Source organism: Natronincola peptidivorans (assembly GCF_900111615.1).
GTDB lineage: Bacteria > Bacillota > Clostridia > Peptostreptococcales > Natronincolaceae > Natronincola_A > Natronincola_A peptidivorans.
Window position 1 is genome coordinate 164,629 of the sequence record NZ_FOHU01000001.1, and the last position, 15,904, is coordinate 180,532.

General features: G+C 33.6%; 19 protein-coding genes. All 19 read left to right on the top strand.

Going from position 1 to position 15,904, the window contains the following annotated elements:
- Window positions 1–73 precede the first annotated feature (73 nt).
- The 19 genes from ylxM (at window position 74) to fliE (ending at window position 15,886) form a co-directional block, all read left to right on the top strand.
- The gene (ylxM, locus tag BMX10_RS00835; RefSeq protein ID WP_090437904.1) at window positions 74–451 is read left to right on the top strand and encodes a YlxM family DNA-binding protein; all 378 of its coding nucleotides are present in this window, start codon (window positions 74–76) and stop codon (window positions 449–451) included.
- A 14-nt stretch (window positions 452–465) separates the two neighbouring features.
- Entirely contained in the window at window positions 466–1,812 is a 1,347-nt protein-coding gene (ffh, locus tag BMX10_RS00840) for a signal recognition particle protein (protein WP_090437906.1), read from the top strand.
- 28 nt (window positions 1,813–1,840) lie between these two features.
- The gene (gene rpsP, locus BMX10_RS00845) at window positions 1,841–2,086 is read left to right on the top strand and encodes a 30S ribosomal protein S16 (protein ID WP_090437908.1); all 246 of its coding nucleotides are present in this window, start codon (window positions 1,841–1,843) and stop codon (window positions 2,084–2,086) included.
- Between the two features lie 27 nt (window positions 2,087–2,113).
- Complete coding sequence (locus BMX10_RS00850; RefSeq protein WP_090437910.1) at window positions 2,114–2,341, top strand: KH domain-containing protein; 228 nt, start codon at window positions 2,114–2,116, stop codon at window positions 2,339–2,341.
- A gap of 132 nt (window positions 2,342–2,473) precedes the next feature.
- Window positions 2,474–2,974 carry a ribosome maturation factor RimM gene (gene rimM, locus BMX10_RS00855; protein WP_090437912.1) on the top strand — a complete coding sequence of 167 codons (501 nt, stop codon included), beginning with the start codon at window positions 2,474–2,476 and terminating at the stop codon, window positions 2,972–2,974.
- A complete protein-coding gene (gene trmD / locus BMX10_RS00860; protein WP_090437914.1) occupies window positions 2,974–3,699 on the top strand; it encodes a tRNA (guanosine(37)-N1)-methyltransferase TrmD in 726 nt (241 codons plus the stop codon). The genes rimM and trmD overlap by 1 nt, the downstream gene beginning before the upstream one ends.
- A 128-nt stretch (window positions 3,700–3,827) precedes the next feature.
- Complete coding sequence (rplS, locus tag BMX10_RS00865; protein WP_090437916.1) at window positions 3,828–4,178, top strand: 50S ribosomal protein L19; 351 nt, start codon at window positions 3,828–3,830, stop codon at window positions 4,176–4,178.
- Between the two features lie 134 nt (window positions 4,179–4,312).
- A complete protein-coding gene (gene ylqF, locus BMX10_RS00870) occupies window positions 4,313–5,164 on the top strand; it encodes a ribosome biogenesis GTPase YlqF (RefSeq protein ID WP_090437918.1) in 852 nt (283 codons plus the stop codon).
- A 163-nt stretch (window positions 5,165–5,327) separates the two neighbouring features.
- Window positions 5,328–5,939, top strand: coding sequence for a ribonuclease HII (locus tag BMX10_RS00875; RefSeq protein WP_090437920.1), 612 nt, complete (start codon window positions 5,328–5,330; stop codon window positions 5,937–5,939).
- A 19-nt stretch (window positions 5,940–5,958) separates the two neighbouring features.
- Window positions 5,959–6,306, top strand: a complete 348-nt coding sequence (locus BMX10_RS00880) for a YraN family protein (RefSeq protein WP_090437922.1) — start codon at window positions 5,959–5,961, stop codon at window positions 6,304–6,306.
- A 206-nt stretch (window positions 6,307–6,512) separates the two neighbouring features.
- Entirely contained in the window at window positions 6,513–8,048 is a 1,536-nt protein-coding gene (locus tag BMX10_RS00885; protein WP_090437924.1) for a YifB family Mg chelatase-like AAA ATPase, read from the top strand.
- A 3-nt stretch (window positions 8,049–8,051) separates the two neighbouring features.
- Complete coding sequence (gene dprA, locus BMX10_RS00890; RefSeq protein ID WP_090437926.1) at window positions 8,052–9,143, top strand: DNA-processing protein DprA; 1,092 nt, start codon at window positions 8,052–8,054, stop codon at window positions 9,141–9,143.
- 70 nt (window positions 9,144–9,213) lie between these two features.
- The gene (gene topA / locus BMX10_RS00895; protein WP_090437928.1) at window positions 9,214–11,286 is read left to right on the top strand and encodes a type I DNA topoisomerase; all 2,073 of its coding nucleotides are present in this window, start codon (window positions 9,214–9,216) and stop codon (window positions 11,284–11,286) included.
- A 69-nt stretch (window positions 11,287–11,355) separates the two neighbouring features.
- Window positions 11,356–11,886, top strand: coding sequence for an ATP-dependent protease subunit HslV (gene hslV, locus BMX10_RS00900; RefSeq protein ID WP_456298990.1), 531 nt, complete (start codon window positions 11,356–11,358; stop codon window positions 11,884–11,886).
- A 21-nt stretch (window positions 11,887–11,907) separates the two neighbouring features.
- Window positions 11,908–13,299, top strand: a complete 1,392-nt coding sequence (hslU, locus tag BMX10_RS00905; RefSeq protein ID WP_090437932.1) for an ATP-dependent protease ATPase subunit HslU — start codon at window positions 11,908–11,910, stop codon at window positions 13,297–13,299.
- A 21-nt stretch (window positions 13,300–13,320) separates the two neighbouring features.
- The gene (gene codY, locus BMX10_RS00910) at window positions 13,321–14,100 is read left to right on the top strand and encodes a GTP-sensing pleiotropic transcriptional regulator CodY (RefSeq protein ID WP_090437934.1); all 780 of its coding nucleotides are present in this window, start codon (window positions 13,321–13,323) and stop codon (window positions 14,098–14,100) included.
- A gap of 612 nt (window positions 14,101–14,712) precedes the next feature.
- Complete coding sequence (gene flgB, locus BMX10_RS00915) at window positions 14,713–15,117, top strand: flagellar basal body rod protein FlgB (protein ID WP_090437936.1); 405 nt, start codon at window positions 14,713–14,715, stop codon at window positions 15,115–15,117.
- 6 nt (window positions 15,118–15,123) lie between these two features.
- Complete coding sequence (gene flgC / locus BMX10_RS00920) at window positions 15,124–15,567, top strand: flagellar basal body rod protein FlgC (RefSeq protein WP_090437938.1); 444 nt, start codon at window positions 15,124–15,126, stop codon at window positions 15,565–15,567.
- A gap of 13 nt (window positions 15,568–15,580) precedes the next feature.
- Entirely contained in the window at window positions 15,581–15,886 is a 306-nt protein-coding gene (fliE, locus tag BMX10_RS00925) for a flagellar hook-basal body complex protein FliE (RefSeq protein ID WP_090437940.1), read from the top strand.
- Window positions 15,887–15,904: the final 18 nt, after the last annotated feature.

A 15,904-nucleotide genomic window follows, 5' to 3' on the forward strand; every position in this document is an offset into this window, starting at 1 on the left:
CTAAATAGTTTTTAGTATAGAATTCTAGTGTAAAGCAAAAGAGCTTTACACCAATAATATGGGAAGTGCTGCTATGATAGAAAAAAAAATTGAAATATCTATGCTCTATGATTTTTACAATCAACTTCTTACTGCAAAACAAAGAGATATGATTGATTTATATTATAATCAAGATTTATCCCTTGGAGAAATTGCACAGGAATTGCAGATATCAAGGCAGGCGGTATATGATACCATTAAAAGAACAGAAAAGATACTCTACGATTATGAAAAAAAACTAAAGCTATTTGGTCTATTTAACTCTAAAATAGCTAGTATAGAAAAACTAAAAGAAAAGGTATTACAGCTAGAAGAAATGATAGAATTGGATTCATCCAAGAAAGAGTTAAAGGAAGAAATAAAGATGATGAAGTCATTGTTTGACGAGCTACTAAATAATTCAATCCTCTAGGTAGGTGAATAAAGATGGTTTTTGAGGGATTAGCTGAAAAGCTTCAAAACACCCTAAAGAAACTGAAGGGTAAAGGAAAGCTTACCGAAAAAGACGTATCGGAAGCTATGAGAGAAGTAAAGCTAGCGCTTCTAGAAGCAGATGTAAACTTTAAAGTTGTTAAAGACTTTGTTAAAAAAGTAAAAGAAAGAGCTGTGGGAGTAGACGTATTAGAAAGTCTTACCCCTGGACAACAAGTAGTAAAAATTGTAAATGAAGAATTGACATCCCTAATGGGTGAAACCCAAAGCAAATTAACCTTTGCATCTAAACCACCTACTATTATTATGTTGGTAGGTTTGCAAGGGGCAGGTAAAACCACCACTAGTGGGAAACTTGCAGGATTATTAAAAAAGCAAGGGAAAAGACCCTTGTTGATTGCAGGAGATATTTATAGACCAGCTGCCATAAAACAGCTGCAGGTGGTTGGTAATCAAGTAGATGTTCCTGTGTTTACTATGGGAGACAAACTAAGTCCTGTAGATATTGCTAAAGCAGGTGTAGAGCATGGTATAAGTCATGGTAACGACATTATCATTATTGATACCGCAGGAAGGCTTCATATCAATGAGGAGCTGATGGAGGAATTACAAAGTGTAAAGGCTATTGTAAAGCCCCATGAAATCTTGCTGGTGATTGATTCCATGACAGGGCAAGATGCTGTGAATGTTGCAGAGGAATTTAATGGGAAACTAGGGATTGATGGTGTCATATTAACTAAGCTAGATGGAGATACCAGAGGGGGAGCTGCTTTATCTGTAAGAACAGTAACCCATAAACCAATCAAGTTTGTGGGTTTAGGAGAAAAGCTAGAGGATTTAGAGCCTTTTTACCCTGACAGGATGGCTTCTAGGATTCTTGGAATGGGAGATGTTCTAAGCCTAATAGAAAAAGCTCAAGCATCCTTTGATGAAAATAAAGCAAAAGAGCTCCACAGCAAAATGAAAAATCAACAGTTTACTTTTGAAGATTTTTTAGAGCAATTACAGCAAGTAAAAAACATGGGACCTATTAGTCAATTAATGGAGATGATTCCCGGTGCTGGTGGAAAACAACTAAAAAATCTTGAAATGGATGAAAAGGAGCTGGTTTATATACAAGCTATTATTCAATCCATGACAAGGGAAGAAAGACAAAATCCAGCTATTATAAATGGTAGTAGAAGAAAAAGAATTGCTAAGGGTAGTGGTACAACCGTTCAACAGGTCAACCGATTAATAAAGCAATTTGACCAGACAAGAAAAATGATGAAGCAGTTTGCCGATATGGAAAAAACAATGAAAAAGGGAGGAAAACCTAAGTTTCCTTTCTTTGGAAGATAGATTTTGACTATTTAAAGGAGGTGAGAAAATGGCAGTAAAAATTAGATTAAAAAGAATGGGTGCTAAGAAAAAGCCTTTCTACAGAATTGTAGTTGCTGATGCTAGAGCTCCTAGAGATGGTAGATTTATTGAAGAAATAGGATACTATAATCCAGTTTCCGAACCAAAGGAAGTAAAAATAGACAATGAAAAAGCTACAAAGTGGTTAAACAACGGTGCGCAACCTACTGATACTGTAAAAGATTTGTTTAAAAAGAATGGGATTATTGAATAATAATCTTTTAAACTAGGGGGTATACAAATGGGCCAATTAGTGGAAATTATTGCTAAAGCACTCGTAGATCATCCAGAAGAAGTAGTTGTTACTGAGGTTGAAGGTAACCAGTCTATTATTGTAGAGTTAAAAGTAGCCCCAGAAGATATGGGAAAAGTTATTGGTAAGCAAGGTAGAATTGCCAAAGCAATAAGAACAGTAGTGAAAGCAGCCGCTACGAAAGATAATAAAAGAGTTATTGTTGAAATTATTTAATTCACAAGGATTAGGTTCTCCTAATCCTTATTTCACGACATCTAGTCTATTGATAGAAAAACATAGATCGAAATAAATTATTAGTAGATTTAAAATAAATGGTTATAATTATTTTAAAAGGGTGTAAATTAGATGAAATATTTAAAAGTTGGAAAAATACTAAATACGCATGGAATTAAAGGTGAAATAAAGGTTTTTTCTCTAACTGATTATGATGAGCGGTTTGAAGAGCTGGAGTATGTATATATAGAAGGGCACAAGGAAAAATTTCACATTTCCAATGTGAAGTATAGGCCTAAGGATATAATTATTGCCTTCAAAGATCATGATGATATCAATAATGTAGAGAAATTCAAAGGAAAATATCTATTAATTGATGAAGGGCAAAAAAGAGAATTGCCTGAGGACACCTATTATATAGTAGATATTATAGGTTTAGATGTTTATACTATAGACCATAAGTATTTAGGCAAAGTGGTAGATGTACTGCAAGCAGGTTCTAATGAAGTGTATTGTATAAAAAATGAAGCAGGTAAAGAGTTGATGATTCCTGCTGTAAAAGAATTTATTCCAGAAATTTCTTTAGAAACTGGTAAAATCATAGTGGATCCTATCGAAGGAATGATAGAATAATGGAAATAAAAGTTCTAACCTTGTTCCCGGAAATGTTTAAAGGACCTTTAGATGTAAGCATAATAAAGAATGCTCAAGAAAAAGGACTTTTAACCATTGAATATATAAATATAAGGGATTTTTCAAATAGTAAGCATAAAAAAGTTGATGATTACCCATATGGTGGTGGTGCTGGCATGGTAATGACGCCACAACCTATCTTTGATTGTTATGAAAAAACCCTTGAAAAATTTAAAGATTCTATAAAACCAAGAACGATATACTGTACCCCTAAAGGAAAAGTTTTCAATCAACAAATAGCTTTGGAGCTTTCTAAAGAGAAGCATTTAGTCTTTATTTGTGGACATTATGAAGGCGTTGACCAAAGGGTTATTGATGAGTTAGTAACAGATGAAATATCTATTGGAGATTATGTGCTAACTGGAGGTGAATTACCAGTTGCCGTCATAATAGACGCTATATCTAGACTAATACCTGGTGTTTTAGGCCAGGATGAAAGCTATCAAGAGGAATCCTTCTATTCAGGACTTTTGGAATATCCCCACTATACTAGGCCAGAGAATTTCAGAGGACTAACTGTTCCATCGGTTTTATTATCTGGAAATCATAAAGAAATAGCTAACTGGCGGAACCAGAAGGCTATGGAGGTCACCAATAAAAGAAGACCTGATTTAATTGCAAGGATGAAGAACAAAAAGAGAGATGAAAATAATATTTTATTGTAAAAAATATGTATATAAATTGTTGGTACTACTATTGAACTATTACAATAGTTATGATATAATGGCAAAGTTAGCACGGACGGTCCTCTATGCAAATCATATGAACGTCTAGGAAGGAAGGAGGTACAAACATGGATTTAATTAAAGCTATAGAAAAAGAACAGCTTAAAAGTGATGTAGTAGATTTTAATACTGGCGATACAGTAAAAGTACACGTTAGAATTAAAGAAGGTAATAGAGAAAGAATTCAGGTTTTTGAAGGAATTGTTATTAAGAAGCAAGGTGGAGGAATTGGAGAAAGCTTTACTGTAAGAAGGATTTCCTACGGTGTTGGAGTAGAAAGAACATTTCCAGTGCATTCTCCAAAGATTGAAAAAATAGAAGTTATTAAGCAAGGTAAGGTTAGAAGAGCTAAATTATTCTACTTAAGAGATAGAATTGGTAAGGCTGCTTTCAAGATTAAAGAAAAGAGAAAATACTAGTTTAAAAGGGACTGTAAACAGTCCCTTTTATTTCGCAATAAAGAAATGATTGAATATTGAAGAAATTTATTATTACATAGATTTATTGGGATTTTGTGTCTTGGTTTAATTGTGTTAGGTAAAGGAGAGATAAGATGGACATTAACTGGTATCCTGGTCATATGAAGAAGACGAGAGAATTACTAAAGGAGCAATTAAAATTAGTAGATATGGTATTTGAGCTTTTAGATGCAAGGATTCCTTTAAGCAGTAAAAATCCTATCATTGATGAGATTATAGGCAATAAACCGAAAATCGTCATTTTAAATAAGTATGATTTAGCACATGAGGGAACCACAAGACAATGGGTTCAATATTATAAAAAACAAGGAATAAAAGCAATTGCTGTCAATACATTGGAAGGTAAGGGATTAAAAGAAGCTTTATCGGAAAGTGAGAATGTTACAAAGGATAAAATGGCGGCATTAATAGAAAAAGGTCGCAAGGCTAGGGCGATACGCAGTATGATGGTAGGGATTCCTAATGTAGGGAAGTCTTCAATCATTAATCAACTTACTGGAAGAAAAAGCGCTAAAACTGGAGATCGACCTGGAGTAACAAAGGGAAAACAATGGGTTAGAATCAGAGGAAATATAGAACTTTTAGATACCCCAGGAATACTCTGGCCAAAGTTTGAGGATCAGGAAGTAGCGTTAAATTTAGCCTTTACAGGAGCAATTAAAGATGAAATCATGGACATTGAAACATTAGCTCTAAAGCTAGTAGAAAGATTATGGGAACAGGAAAAGGATAAGCTAATAGAAAGATACAAACTAAAGGAAGAGTTTACCTTTCCTTTGGAGATTATGGATATTATAGCTAAGAATAGAGGTTGTATTGTCAGCGGAGGTGAAATAGATTATTCAAGGGTTTCCCATATGATTTTAGATGAGTTTCGAGGAGGTAAAATAGGTAGGATTTCTCTGGAACAACCACCTATATTGTAATTACAAATTTATAGAGATAAATACTTCTATATGCCTAATAAGTGCTGAAAACTGCTTCTAGTACCTGAGATAAAAAGCTGATAAATATAAAAGCTGTTTTTAAAAATAAAATAAATCATAATGAATAAGCAAATCTATTTTGATAAACTGAGGTGGATTAGTAATGGATTTAGAGGTGGAAAAGAATCTTTGGGAAATTGGGTACAAAAATATCGCCTTTTGTGATGAAGTTGGAAGAGGGTGCTTGTTTGGTGCTGTAGTGGCTGCATCTGTAATTTTACCAAAAGGCTTAAAGATAGAAGGTGTGAAGGACTCAAAAAAGCTCTCCCAAAAGAAAAGAGAGGCTTTATATGAAGATATTTGTCAAGAGGCTACTGCAATTGGAATAGGCATTATATCTCCTGAAGTCATAGATGAAATCAACATAAAAAATGCCGCTAGATTAGCTATGAAAAAAGCTATACTTAATCTTAAGGATAAAAAGGGAAATGATGTGAAACCTGACTATATACTTATAGATGCTGAGGAAATAGAAGTGGATTTTCCGCAAAAATCAATTATCAAAGGAGACAATTTAGTCCATGGGATTGCAGCTGCATCTATTATAGCTAAGGTGACTAGAGATAGGCTCTGTATGGAATGGCATCAGGAATATCCACAATATGGATTAGATAAGCATAAAGGTTATGGGACAAAAACGCATAAGGAAGCCCTATTGAAATATGGCGCTACAATCATGCATAGGAAAAGCTTCTTGAAAAAGATTTTGACCTGATATAAAAGGGGACGAGGTCATGAATAAAAAAACTGGTAACTATGGTGAAGCATTAAGTAAAAAATATTTAATTGATAAAGGATACTTTATTATAGCTACCAACTATCGAACTAAAGTGGGAGAAATTGATATTATTGCCCAGAAAGATGATATAGTGGTCTTTATAGAAGTCAAAACCAGAAAAAATAGTACTTTTGGGCTGCCAAGAGAATCTGTGAATTTTAAAAAGCAATCAACCATATATATAATAGCTCAGCAGTACATACAACAAAAAAAACTAAAAAATATGAGCTTTAGATTTGACGTAATTGAGGTTCTCTTAATGAGAGATCAAATTCAGATTAACCATATCGAAAATGCATTTTAATACTGTAGTACTTATAATTATAGGTGTAATAAGATTCCATTATTATGCCTTAGAGTCATGAAAGGTAAAGAAGTGTTCCGCTCTTAATGAATTGTATGTTTAGAAAAAGTGTTTTAATTGATTAAACGTATACGAAATATAAAGGATAATTCTGTACTATATAGAATATTTTACATATTCAGTTTAATTAATTAGGATGTGTTGAAATGTTAGCTAAAGTAAAAACATGCTGTATCTATGGACTATTGGCTGCAGATATTGAAGTTGAAGTAGATGTAACAAATGGATTACCAACTATGAACATTGTTGGGCTGCCTGATGCAGCTTTAAAAGAATCTAAGGAAAGAGTAAGGACTGCCATTAATAATAGTGGTTTTCAATTTCCTCTAAAGAGGATTACAGTTAATCTATCTCCAGCTGATACAAAAAAAGAAGGAACTCATTTTGATTTACCAATAGCATTAGGGGTATTGGCAGCATCTGGACAAATTAAGCTACAGGATTTTTCAGGAGTTGTAGTACTTGGAGAGTTATCTTTAGATGGAAAAGTAAATCCAGTTAATGGAGTATTACCTATGCTGCTGGAAATGTATTCTAGAGGTTTTACCAAAGTGATTTTACCACTAGGCAATATAGAGGAAGCCAAACTAGTTAATGGACTTCAATGTATAGGAATAAAATCACTAAGAGAACTAATGGCTTTTATTAATGGGGAAATACAGATAGAAGCACATATAGGAAATACCATAGAGGATTTAGAGAATTGTCAGTTTGAAGAGGATTTTAAAGAAGTAAAAGGTCAGGAAACCCTAAAGAGAGCGTTGGAAATTGTAGCCGCCGGTAGTCACAATCTATTAATGGTGGGGCCTCCTGGATCAGGCAAAACAATGGCAGTTCGTAGATTGCCATCTATTCTCCCAAAGCTAATTTTTGAAGAAGCGATGGAAATAACAAAGCTATATAGTATTTCGGGGTTATTAGGGCAAAACAAAGGACTTATAACCCAGAGACCCTTCAGAGCACCTCATCATACTAGTTCTATGATTGCATTAACTGGAGGAGGAAGGGTTCCTAAACCAGGAGAAGTATCCTTAAGTCACTTTGGAGTACTTTTCTTAGATGAACTACCAGAGTTTAATAAAAATGCTTTAGAGGTATTAAGACAACCCTTGGAGGATGGCTTTATAACCATTTCTAGAGTCAATGGCTCCTTTACATATCCTGCTAAATTTATGTTAATAGGTTCTATGAACCCATGTCCTTGCGGTTATCATGGTACTGAGGGTGGACAGCACAGTTGCAGTTGTACGCCACAACAAATAATACGCTACGCAGGTAAAGTTTCTGGACCGTTGCTGGATCGTATGGACATTATCGTTGAAACAACAGCTGTTTCCTATGCTGATTTAACCAATAACAAATCAACAGAAGGCTCTAAAGAAATTCGAAAAAGAGTGGAAATAGCTCGTGAAATACAATTGGATAGGTACAGGGGAACAAAAATCACCTTTAACAGTCAGTTAACTCCTTCTGCCATAAAAAAGCATTGCAAACTAGATGACCAATCTCAACAATTATTAAGAAATGCATTTGAAAAAATGAAATTAAGTGCAAGAGCATATAACAGAATCATCAAAATCACAAGAACAATTGCAGATTTAGATGAAAGTCCCACAATAAAGATGAATCATTTAGCGGAAGCATTACAATATAGAAAAGTCTCTAGTCTTGTGAGGAGGTAAAGGATGATAAATGAAAGAAACCTACTAATCTGGCTTAATCGTTTAGGCGGCATTACCTATGAAATGATATTAGACTTTACAGAGCACTTCGGCAAATTGACGGAGCTGTGGCATGCTAAAGAAGCTGAGATATATGAAGTTCTCCAGAATCATCGTATAATTGCTGATAAATTGTTGAAAACTAGAAACAAACAATACTTAGAAAAAGTTTTAACTGAGACTAATTCAGATGCTTATAAGATAGTTACAATACTAGATAGTGATTATCCAGAAAAATTGAAAAGTATATATAACCCACCTTATGTAATATATATTAAAGGAATAGCAGATTTTAACAAACCCCTCATTGCTATTGTAGGTGCCAGGAAATCAACACCTTACGGCAGGTGGGCTGCAAAAAAATTTGCTAGAGAACTTACAGAATGGGGCGTAGGAGTAGTCAGTGGGTTAGCACTAGGCATTGACGCAGAAGGGCATAAAGGAGCACTAGAAGAGAAGGGTTACACAATAGGCGTGTTAGGTTGTGGAATAGATACTTTTTATCCATCATCAAACTACCATTTATTTAAACAATTAGAAGAAAGCGGCTGTATTATATCAGAATATGGACCAGGTATAGAACCACTAAAACATCATTTTCCTGCTAGGAATCGTATCATTAGTGGACTTTCCGATGGAGTAGTTGTTATAGAAGCTGGAGAAAAGAGTGGAACGCTTATTACTGTTGGATTTGCACTGGAGCAGGGAAAGGATGTCTATGCTCTTCCTGGAAATATAAATAATAACCAAAGCAAAGGCACAAATAAACTAATAAGAGAAGGTGCTAAAATACTTTTAGATACAGAGGATATTATTGAAGAATTAAGATATAAATATGATTTAAGTAATACAAAAAAAGAGTGGGAAATCCAAGAGATGTTAAGTAATGATGAAATGAGGGTATTTGATATTATAAAAAGACAGCCTACCCACATTGACGTGATATCCTACAAAACTGGCATTGGTATTTCAGAATTAAGTACCATATTAACAATACTAGAGTTAAAAGGTCTAATAAGTCAGCTATCAGGAAAAACATTTACAGCAGATAAATAAATTGATATAATGGATTGGATTCATTTTGTCTAATTATTCCAAAAACAACAACATATTGGAGGTGAGGTGATTGACAAAATCTTTAGTTATTGTAGAGTCACCTGCAAAAGCAAAAACTATTAAAAAATTTTTAGGAAAAAACTATATTGTTAAAGCTTCAGTGGGGCATATTATCGACCTACCCAAAAGTAAGCTTGGTATTGATATAGAAAAAGATTTTCAACCCGAGTATATTACAATAAGAGGAAAAGGACCAGTACTAAAAGAGATTAAAGCAGAGGCGAAGAAGGCTAAAAAAGTATATTTAGCAACTGACCCTGATAGAGAAGGTGAGGCAATTTCATGGCACCTATCGAATGCTTTAAAAATTAACGATGATGTACCTTGCAGAATTGAATTTAACGAGATAACAAAAAATGCTATTAAGAATGCTATTAAAAAACCTAGAGTAATCAATAAAAATATTGTAGATGCTCAACAGGCTAGAAGGGTTTTAGACAGATTAGTAGGGTATAAAATAAGCCCTCTTTTATGGCGTAAAATGCGCAAAGGCTTAAGTGCTGGTAGGGTACAGTCGGTGGCAACAAAAATAATTAAAGACCGTGAAGAAGAAATAAAGAAGTTTATTCCTGAAGAGTATTGGAGCTTGATTTTAAAGTTGCAAAATAATAACAAAGAAAGCTTCGAAGCTAAGTTTAACAAAGATCATTTGGGGAATAAAGATATTAAATCCAAAGAAGAAATGAACCATATAATAACTAGGATTGAAAATAAGTTATTGACTGTTACTGATGTTAAAAAAAGTACAAAAAAAAGAAATCCAAATCTTCCTTTTACAACTAGTACACTACAGCAAGAAGCTTCAAATAAGCTAGGTTTTTCCACTAAAAAAACGATGGCTGTTGCTCAACAGTTATATGAAGGCATCGATTTAGAAAAAGAAGGAACAGCTGGATTAATTACCTATATACGTACTGATTCAACAAGAATATCAGAAGAAGCAAAAAAAAATACACAACAGTACATTTTAGATAATCTAGGAGAAAAATATTACAATACGTCACCAAAAACAGGGAATAAGAAGAAACAAGAGGTACAAGATGCTCATGAAGCTATTCGACCAACAGATGTGATGAGAACTCCTGAGAAAATTAAGCCTTCTCTATCTAGGGATCAATATAGACTTTATAAGCTTATTTGGGAAAGGTTTGTAGCAAGTCAAATGACTCCAGCTATTTATGATACGCTGGCCATAGAATTAAATATTGAAGACGTTATTTTCAGAGCTACTGGTTCCAGGATGAAGTTTGAAGGCTTTTTAAAGATCTACACACATGCAACAGCATCAGAAGAAGTTAATCTACCCCTATTGAAAGAAGGAGAAGAGGTTAGCATCCAGGAAATGGTTCCTAATCAGCACTTTACACAGCCACCAGCCAGATATACAGAAGCATCTTTAGTAAAGGTAATGGAGGAATTAGGAATAGGAAGACCTAGTACTTATTCTCCTACTATCAGCACCATTCTTTCTAGAGGCTATGTAGAAAAAGATGGAAAACATTTAATACCAACAGAACTTGGAGGAATTGTTACAGAGATACTTGAGGAGTTCTTTACTGATATAGTAGATATCAACTTCACTGCAGGCTTTGAAAAAAGGCTGGATGATGTGGAAGAAGGTACTGAAGATTGGAAGAAGCTTATAAAAAACTTTTATGAACATTTCGAAAAAATGCTTATAAAAGCTGAAGAAAATATGGAAGAGATAGACTTAGTTGAAGAAAGCGATGAAGTATGTGATAAGTGCAATGCAAAGATGTTAATAAAACACGGGCGTTATGGTAAATTTCTGGCTTGCTCTAATTACCCAGAATGTACTGTTACAAAACCTATCCTGCATAAAATAGGAGTAAAATGTCCTCAATGTGAAGACGGTGAGATTGTAGAAAGAAAATCAAAAAAAGGAAGAACTTTTTATGGATGTAGTGAATTCCCACGATGTAGATTTGTTTCCTGGGGAAAACCCATCAATGAAAAGTGTCCAAATTGTGACAGTTTATTAACTCATAAGATTAACAAAAAAAGCGAAAAAATTACCTGTACTAATAAAGAATGCAAATACACAAGAGATGTTCAATCCTAGAAATCTATAAAAATAGTAAGAATATATTTAATTGGCTAGAAAATAGTTGGTGGGTGGTGGTGAAATGTGTTGAAGGGTACCACGATTGTGGCGGTTAAAAGAAGTGAACAAGACTTTGCTATAGCTGGAGACGGACAAATAACCCTTGGTGAAAGAACCGTAATAAAACAAAAGGCTAAAAAAGTAAGAAAACTATACCAAGATGAGGTTTTAATCGGCTTTGCAGGTTCAGTTGCTGACGCATTTACACTAGCTGAGAAATTTGAAAGCTATTTAGAAAAGCATGATGGCAATCTAAGAAGAGCAGCTATTGAACTAGCTCAAAGCTGGAGAAATGATAAAATACTAACAAAACTAGAAGCTATGCTAATTGCACTAAACAAAACTAGTATGTTAATTATAAGTGGATCAGGAGAAGTAATAGAGCCAGATGATGATGTCATTGCTATAGGTTCGGGAGGGTCTTATGCGTTGGCGGCCGCGACAGCCTTAAAAAAATATACCAACTTAACAAGTGAAGAAATTGTTAAGAAATCATTAGAAATTGCTTCTGAAATATGCGTATTTACCAATAGTGAGATTGTTGTTGAAACACTCTAGCGGTAAAGTGAGGTGGGAAATATGAAGGAATTTACACCACGACAAATTGTAGAAGAATTAGATAGATATATCATAGGGCAACAGGAGGCAAAAAAAGCCGTTGCTATTGCTTTAAGAAATAGAATTAGAAGAAGTAAAATTTCTTCTGAATTCAAAGAGGAGATAAAACCTAAAAATATTATCATGATAGGCCCCACAGGAGTAGGAAAAACAGAAATAGCAAGAAGACTAGCAAAATTGATAGATGCACCTTTTGTCAAAGTTGAAGCTACAAAGTTTACAGAAGTAGGATATGTAGGCAGAGATGTAGAGTCTATGATTAGAGACTTAGTTGAGACTTCCATAAGAATTATTAAAAATAAACATGTTAAAAAGAATTATGAAAAAGCTAAAGATATAGCTAATAATAGAGTGCTGGAATTACTAAATCCTCGACCTAAAAAGGAGAATAAATACAAGAGTCCTTTTGATATGTTTTTTAAAGGAGATAGTGAAATAGATATAGTTGAAGGTCATGAGGAAAATGAAAGTGACATCCAGTTAAAAGAACAACAAATCAAAAAACAATTTAAGGAAGGTCTGTTAGAGAATGAAATAGTGGAAATACAAGTAGAAGACCGCAGGCCAAACACCTTTGAAGTTTTTGGAGCAGGAAATGAAGAAATGAATATTAACCTGCAAGATATGCTGGGAGGAATTATCCCACAAAAAATGAAAAAGAGAAAAGTTACAGTAGCAGAAGCGAGAAAAATATTGACTGATGAAGAAGCTCAAAAACTAGTAGATATGGAGGAAGTAATTTCTATAGCTATCAATAATGCAGAAGAACAAGGTATCATTTTTATTGATGAAATCGATAAAATTACTGGAGGACAAGGGAGTTCAGGTCCAGATATATCAAGAGAAGGGGTCCAGAGAGATATATTACCTATCATTGAAGGTTCAACAGTAATGACAAAATACGGTCCTATAAATACAGATCATATCCTCTTTATAGCTGCTGGAGCTTTTCATATTGCTAAAGTTTCTGATTTAATTCCTGAGCTGCAAGGAAGATTCCCCATCAGAGTTAACTTAAGTAATCTAACAGTTGAAGACTTTAAAAAGATATTAACACAGCCTCAAAATGCTTTGTTGACTCAATATAAGCTATTGTTAGAAACAGAAGGTATAGAAATCAATTTTTTAGAAGAAGCTATAGATGAGATTGCTAAAATTTCCTATATCAGTAATGAACAAGGAGATAATATTGGGGCTCGTAGACTACATACGATTACAGAAAAACTATTAGAAGATATTTCCTTTGAAGCGCCAGAATTAGTTAATAAAACGATTACAATAGACAAAGCTTATGTGAATAAGAAACTAAAAAATACAGTCAAGGCTTTTAGAGAAGATAGGTATATTATTTAAATGAACAAAGGAGGAAGCGGAATGGTAAGTAACTTACTAGAAAAAACAAGAAGAATCAACAAGATATTACAACAATCAGGAGATCATGCAGTATCCTTTAATGAACTATGTCGAATATTAAGCGAAGTTTTGGATGCGAATGTATATGTTGCTAGTTCCAAAGGAAAGGTATTGGGGGTAAGTTTAACGGATGCCTCAGATTGTCCTATTATAGTAGACGAAAAAACGGGTACTAAAAAATTCCCACAAGAGTATAATGATCAATTGCTACAGATTATCGAGACAAAATCTAATGTTACCCAAGATGAACTGCTAAAAATATTTAGATATGATGTTGAAAGCTATAACAAACTGGTGACCATAGTACCTATAAATGGAAGTGGTCAAAGATTGGGGACGTTGGTATTAGCGAGATTTGAAAAAGAATTTCAGGATGATGACTTAGTAATGGTAGAATATAGTGCTACTGTAGTTGGACTAGAAATTTTGAGGGCAAAAACAGATGAGATAGAAGAAGAAGCTAGAAAGAAAGCGGTAGTACAGATGGCAATTGATACTCTATCTTATTCAGAATTAGAAGCAGTGGAACATATTTTTAATGAGCTAGATGGCAACGAAGGGCTTTTAGTGGCTAGTAAAATTGCGGATAGAGTGGGTATAACCCGTTCAGTTATTGTCAATGCCCTTAGAAAATTTGAAAGTGCAGGAGTAATTGAATCGAGATCTTTAGGTATGAAGGGTACACATATCAGGATACTAAATGATAGATTACTAGAGGAACTGAGAAAGCTTAAAAGATAATATAAGAAATTAAATATATAAAAGGAAGTCATTTGAAATAAAATGCCTTCTTTTTTTTGTTCAAAAAAGAATAACTTAAAAAACTATTTACAAGTGAGTACGGCAGGGATGGCAGTAGATGTACTTCTTATTAAATGATTTTTCAATCAAGAAAAAGACTAATCCTATAATTTGTCAGTATTAGTCATAAAGTCCTAAATTATGCAACAAATACATTGTTGCTTGTCTACAAATAATGGCAATGATACTATGAGTAAGTAAAAAAAAGAGATTAGAATCCCTATGAATCCAAGTAATACCAATACATGCAAAAATAACATTAACTATTCAATAAACAACAGCAAATTCATTTTTGTAAATGTTTGCTAAAATTGGATAAATAATTATAATAATTACTAGTAAAAAATGGAGGAATTTAGCACATGTTGGCGAATTATATATCATTGCAATGTTTGCATTGGTTTAAAAGACTAGCAAGCAAAAGTTGATGAAAAATAGGAGGAATTATGTAAAATAATATCGAATCCTATCTATGGGTAGACATTTTAAACATACTATTTGAAAACAGTAAAACATAGATAATCTTACTAATTTCATAAAGGAGAGGTATATATGAGTAACATCTTTGGTAACATTGATATCATGACAAAAGCCTTAAATGCTTCATGGAAGAGAAATGAAGTTATATCTAATAACATTGCAAATGTTGATACTCCCAATTTTAAGAAGTCTCATGTAAAATTTGAAGAACTTTTACACAGTTATTTACAAAATGATTCTATTCCAGGAAAAACCACTCATGATAATCATATTAGGATCGGGGTTAGTTCCATAGAAGATATAAACTACAAAATAACTACCCCTCAGAATTATAAGACTCGTCGAGATGGTAATAACGTCGATATTGATGTGGAGATGGCAGAACTAGCTAAAAATACTATTACATATGATGCTTTATCTACTCGAATTAATGGTAATTTTAAAAAGTTAAAAACAGTTATTAATGAAGGAAGGTGATAGATAATGTCAATATTTAATGCAATCAATATTAGCGCTACGGGATTAACAGCAGAAAGGTTAAGGATGGATGTTATATCTAAAAATATTGCAAACGCTAACACCACAAGAACTGTCAATGGTGGACCCTATAGAAGACAGGTGGTTGTATTTAAAAGCCAAGAACAACCGGCATTTTCACAATTTCTTAATACTGCTGTCGCAAACAGAGATAAGAACTTAAAAGGAGTAGAGGTAGCAGGAATAAGGAATGATCAAACTCCGTTTAAAAAAACATACGACCCTGGCCATCCTGATGCCGATGCAGATGGTTATGTTTTAATGCCTAATGTAGAAATTGTTACTGAAATGGCAAATATGATATCGGCTACAAGAGCCTATGAGGCGAATGTAACATCTTTGAATGCAACAAAAAGTATGGCCTTAAAGGCTTTGGAAATCGGTAGATAGAGAGGTATTAAATATGTTGATTAATCATCTAAATAAAACCAATAACGAATATTTAAGTGCAGATTTAGGACTATTAAATAAACCTATACAACAAAATAGTGCTTCCTTTGGCAATCTATTAACGGATGCCATAAATAAGGTAAATTCTTTGGAAAAGGCTTCTGAAGATTACACCCTTAAGCTAGCATCTGGCGAATTAGAGAATATTCACGAAGCTATGATTGCATCACAAAAATCTGAAATATCTCTACAATTTATGATGGAAATAAGAAATAAAGTTCTTGATGCTTATAGAGAAATCATGAGGATGCAGATATAAACATAGCTGAAATGAGGT